Origin of the sequence: Streptomyces sp. NPDC088124, assembly GCF_040685895.1 — a bacterium.
Classification (GTDB): domain Bacteria; phylum Actinomycetota; class Actinomycetes; order Streptomycetales; family Streptomycetaceae; genus Streptomyces.
On sequence record NZ_JBFBJB010000126.1, the window covers coordinates 1 to 4,589 of the forward strand.

Sequence of the window (4,589 nt, forward strand, 5' to 3'; positions counted from 1 at the left end):
TATGTGCCGCTGGATCCGGAGTGGCCGGTGGAGCGGGCGGAGTTCGTGCGGGCGGACAGCGGGGTGACGCTGGTGGTGACGGAGGAATGGCTGGCGGGGTTGAGCCCCGAGGGTGTTCCTGAAGGCGATTCGGGTGTGGTGGCGCCCCGGGTGTCCGTGCCGCTGTCGTCCGCGGCGTATGTGATCTATACGTCGGGTTCGACGGGGGTGCCGAAGGGCGTGGTGGTGTCCCACCTGGGCGTGGCGGGGTTTGTCGCCGCGGTGGTGGAACGCTTCGGGCTGGATGGCGGGTCGCGGGTGCTGCAGCTGGCGTCGGCCGGTTTCGACGCGTCGATGATGGAGCTGCTGATGGCGTTCGGCGGCGGAGGGACACTGGTGGTCCCCGAGGGCGGCCGGGCGTTGGTGGGGCGGGAGCTGTTCGACGTGTTGGCGGGGGAGCGGGTGACGCACGCGCTGGTGCCGCCGACGGTGTTGGGAAGCGTTCCGGCGGGTGACCTGCCGGGGCTCCGGGTGCTGGTGTCGGGCGGAGAGGCGCTGGGTGCGGGGCTGGTCGAGCGGTGGTCGCCGGGGCGCCGGATGTTCAACGCGTACGGTCCGACGGAGGTGACGATCGCCGCTTCGTTCAGTGGGGTGTTGTCGGGCGACGGGGGTGTGCCGCCGATCGGTGTTCCGGTGGGCGGCGCACGGGTGGCGGTGCTGGACGGCTGGCTGCGTCGGGTGCCGGTCGGAGTGGTGGGTGAGCTGTATGTGGCGGGCGTGGGGCTGGCACGGGGCTATCACGGTCGTGCGGGGCTGACGGCCGGTCGCTTCGTGGCGGATCCGTTCGGTTCGGGCGGGCGGGTGTACCGGACGGGCGACCTGGTGCGGTGGCGTGAGGACGGCCAGTTGGAGTTCGTGGGGCGGGTCGACGACCAGGTGAAGGTGCGTGGTCTGCGGATCGAGCTGGGTGAGGTCGAGGCCGTGGTGGGGCGCCATGGTGCGGTCGGCCAGGTGTCGGTGGTGGTGCGTGAGGACCGTCCGGGCGTGAAGCAGCTCGTCGCGTATGTGGTGCCGGCCGGCCCACAGGGAGCCGACGGCGTGGAGGGCGCTGACGGCGTGGATGTGGGAGGACTGCGGGAGTTCGTCGCGGGTGAGTTGCCGGTGTACATGGTGCCGTCGGCGTTCGTGGTGCTGGACACGCTGCCGGTGAACGCCAGTGGCAAGGTCGACCGCGCAGCCCTGCCCGCCCCGGAATCCGGGTCGGCCGCCGGGTACACGGCTCCTCGTACGGACACGGAGCTGGCGCTCTGCGAGATCTGGGCCGAAGTGCTCGGACTTGAGCGGGTCGGCGTGGACGACAACTTCTTCTCCCTGGGCGGTGATTCGATCCTGAGCATCCAGGTCGTCTCCCGGGCCCGGCAGGCCGGCTTCGAGCTCTCCTCCCGTGACATCTTCGCCCGTCAGACCGTCTCCGCCCTCGCCGCCGCGGTGAGCGTGATCGGGACGGGCCCCGCTGTGCTGGCGGAGCAGGGCACGGTGTCGGGCGAGGTCGGCACGACCCCCATCCGGGAGTGGTTCTTCGCCCACCACCCGGTGGCGCCCGAGCACTTCAACATGGCGATGGAGTTCACCCCCGCCCCCGGCACGACGCCGGACACCCTTCGGCATGCGCTGGCCGCCGTACTGGCCCACCACGACGCGTTGCGGACCGTCTTCGTACGGACCGAGCACGGAGAGTGGACCGGACGGATCCAGCAGCAGCTCGATCTCGACGAAGTGTTTACGGTGCACGAGCTGCCCGGAGAACAGGGGGACGCCGGTGCCCACGTCGATGCCGATGCCGCTGCCGTCTGGCGGGAGCTGACCGGGCGGGCGCAGGCCGGGTTCGACCTGGCGCGTGGCCCGCTGGTGCGGGTGCTCGTCGGCGTCCCGGCCGGCGGTGCCGTCCACGTGGCCCGCGTCCTCGTCGCCGTGCACCACCTGATGATGGACGGGGTGTCCTGGCGCATTCTGCTGGAGGACCTGGCCACTGCCCATGCCCAGGTCTGCGCGGGCCGCCCCGTCGACCTCGGGGTGAAGACCACCTCCGTACGGCAGTGGGCGAAGCGCCTCACCGAGCACACCGAGCGCGGTGGCTTCGAGGCCGAGCGCGACCACTGGCGGTCGGTTGCCGAGCACGCGCACAACGGGGCCGTACCCCTCGACGTCCCGGACGGGGACAGCACCGTGGCGGCTCAGGAGACGGTCTGCGTGGCGCTCGACCGCGAGCAGACGCGAGCGCTGCTCCACGCGATCCCGCCGGTGTACCGCACGCAGGTGAACGACGTCCTGCTGACGGCGCTCGCCCGGACGCTGCGTACCTGGACCGGCCACGACCGGATCGCCGTGGATCTGGAGGGGCACGGCCGCGAGGACATCTTCGACGACATCGATCTGACCCGCACCGTCGGCTGGTTCACCACGATGTACCCGATCGCTCTCGCCCTCCCCGAGGATGACGACTGGGGCGCGGCCGTCAAGGCGGTGAAGGAGCAGCTGCGTGCGGTCCCGGCGCGCGGCATCGGCTACGGCGCACTGCGCCACCTTGCGGAGGGCTCCGCCTCCGACTCAGCCTCGACCTCGATCCCCGCCTCGGCCTCGGCTTCGAAGGACACCGATGGGGGCACTGGTGGAGCAGACCCGCAGATCAGCTTCAACTATCTCGGCCGGCTCGACGGCCTGACGAGCAACCAGGACCTCTACCGGTCGATGAGGATGAACCCGGGCGGTGAGTTCAGCCCCGCCGAGGCCCGACCGCACGAGGTGGACGTGATCGGGGAGGTACGGGACGGACGGCTCATCCTGACCTGGTCGTACTCCGGCGCCCGGCACCATCGGAGCACCATCGAACGCCTGGCCGCCGGCATGGCCGGCGAACTGGACGCCTTCCTGCGCCACTGCACCGAGCCCGGAGCCGGCGGCCGTACCCCCTCCGATTTCCCGCTCGTCACGCTTTCCCAGCACGAGGTGGACCACCTTCTCCACGGCGAGGCCGTCGATGCCGGCGAGGACATCGAGGCCGTGGAGGACATCTACCCGCTGACGGCGCTCCAGGCCGGCATGGTCTTCCACGCCTTGGCCGAACCCGACTCACCCTCCTACCTCGAACAGTTCTCCTTCGCACTTCACGGCGCGTACGACATCGACGCCCTCCGCATGGCCTGGCAGGGGACGGTGGAGAGTGCGGACGCCTTGCGCGTCTCCCTCGCCTGGCGGGGAATCGGCCGGCCCGTACAGTTGGTACACCGCCGGGTCACGCTGCCCGTGCGGACGCTGGACTGGTCGGACCTGGCCGCCGCCGAGCGCGAGGCCGCGCTGCGCCTGCTGTTGGAGGAGGACCGGGCGCGCGGTATCGACCTGGAGGTCGCGCCGCTGATGCGGCTCACACTGATCCGGCTCTCGCCCGACGCCGTCAGGGTGGTGTGGACCTTCCACCATCTCCTGCTGGACGGCTGGAGCACGGCCGCGCTTCTCTCCGACCTGATCACCGCGTACGTGGCCCTCACCGGCTCTGACGGACGGAGTGGTGGGGACACCGGCGAGCCGGGCGACCGGGCGCACTCGGTGGACAGGGGGGACCGGGCGCCCTTCCGGGACTATCTGGAGTGGCTCGTCGCACGCGACGCATCGGCCGGCCGGGCCTACTGGAAGGAGCGACTGACCGGCTTCACGGAGCCGACGGCCCTGCCGTACGACCACGCGCCGCAGGGCAGGGCGAGCCACGGCCGGTCGACGGCACGGGTCTCGCTCGAAGCGTCCGAGACGCTGTCGACACGGGTCACCGGCTTCGCCCGGCAGAACGGCCTCACGGTGAACGCACTGGTCCAGGGGGCGTGGGCGCTGGTACTCGCGCAGTACGCGGGATCGTCGGACGTGGTGTTCGGTACGACGGTCTCCGGCCGCCCGGCGGATCTGCCGGGCGCCGAGGACATCCTCGGCCTCTTCATCAACACGCAACCGGTCCGTGTACGGGTCGACCCCTGCCTGACCGTGTCGGACTGGCTCCGCGACCTCCAGGCCGCCCAGGTCGAGGCCCGTCGGTACGAGGACATCGCACTCAGCGATCTGGACACCGAACTCCCGCCCGGCGCCGCGCTCTTCGACAGTCTGCTCGTCTTCGAGAACTACCCGATCGACACGGACGGCGCGGAACGCTTCGGCCTCTCGCTCCGTGACATCGAGGTCAACGAGACCACCAACTATCCCCTGGCCATGACGGCCTACGCGGGCGACCGGCTGCGCTTCGACCTCGGGTACGACCCCGCCCGCTTCGACGGAGAGACGGTACGCCGCCTCGCGGCCCAGGTCGAGCACCTGCTCCAAGCCCTCAGCGCCGACCCCGGCGCCCGTGTCGGGTCACTGCCGCTGCTGCCGGACGACGAACGGGAACGGCTGCTCCTGGACTGGAGCGTCGGCGCGGGCGCCACCACAGACCTCTCGATCGTGGACAGCTTCGGCCACCACGTGGCAAGCAGCCCGGGTGCGGTGGCGGTGGAGTGTGGTGGTGTGTCGTTGTCGTATGGGGAGTTGGATGTGCGGGCGGAGGGGTTGGCGCGGGTGTTGTGTGCGGG

Annotated in this window: 1 protein-coding gene; it reads left to right on the forward strand. The window is 71.0% G+C overall.

Annotated elements, in window-relative coordinates; translation table 11 throughout:
* The coding region (locus tag AB0P17_RS43095) for an amino acid adenylation domain-containing protein (RefSeq protein ID WP_365820573.1) at nt 1-4,589 on the forward strand (4,589 nt) is incomplete at both ends.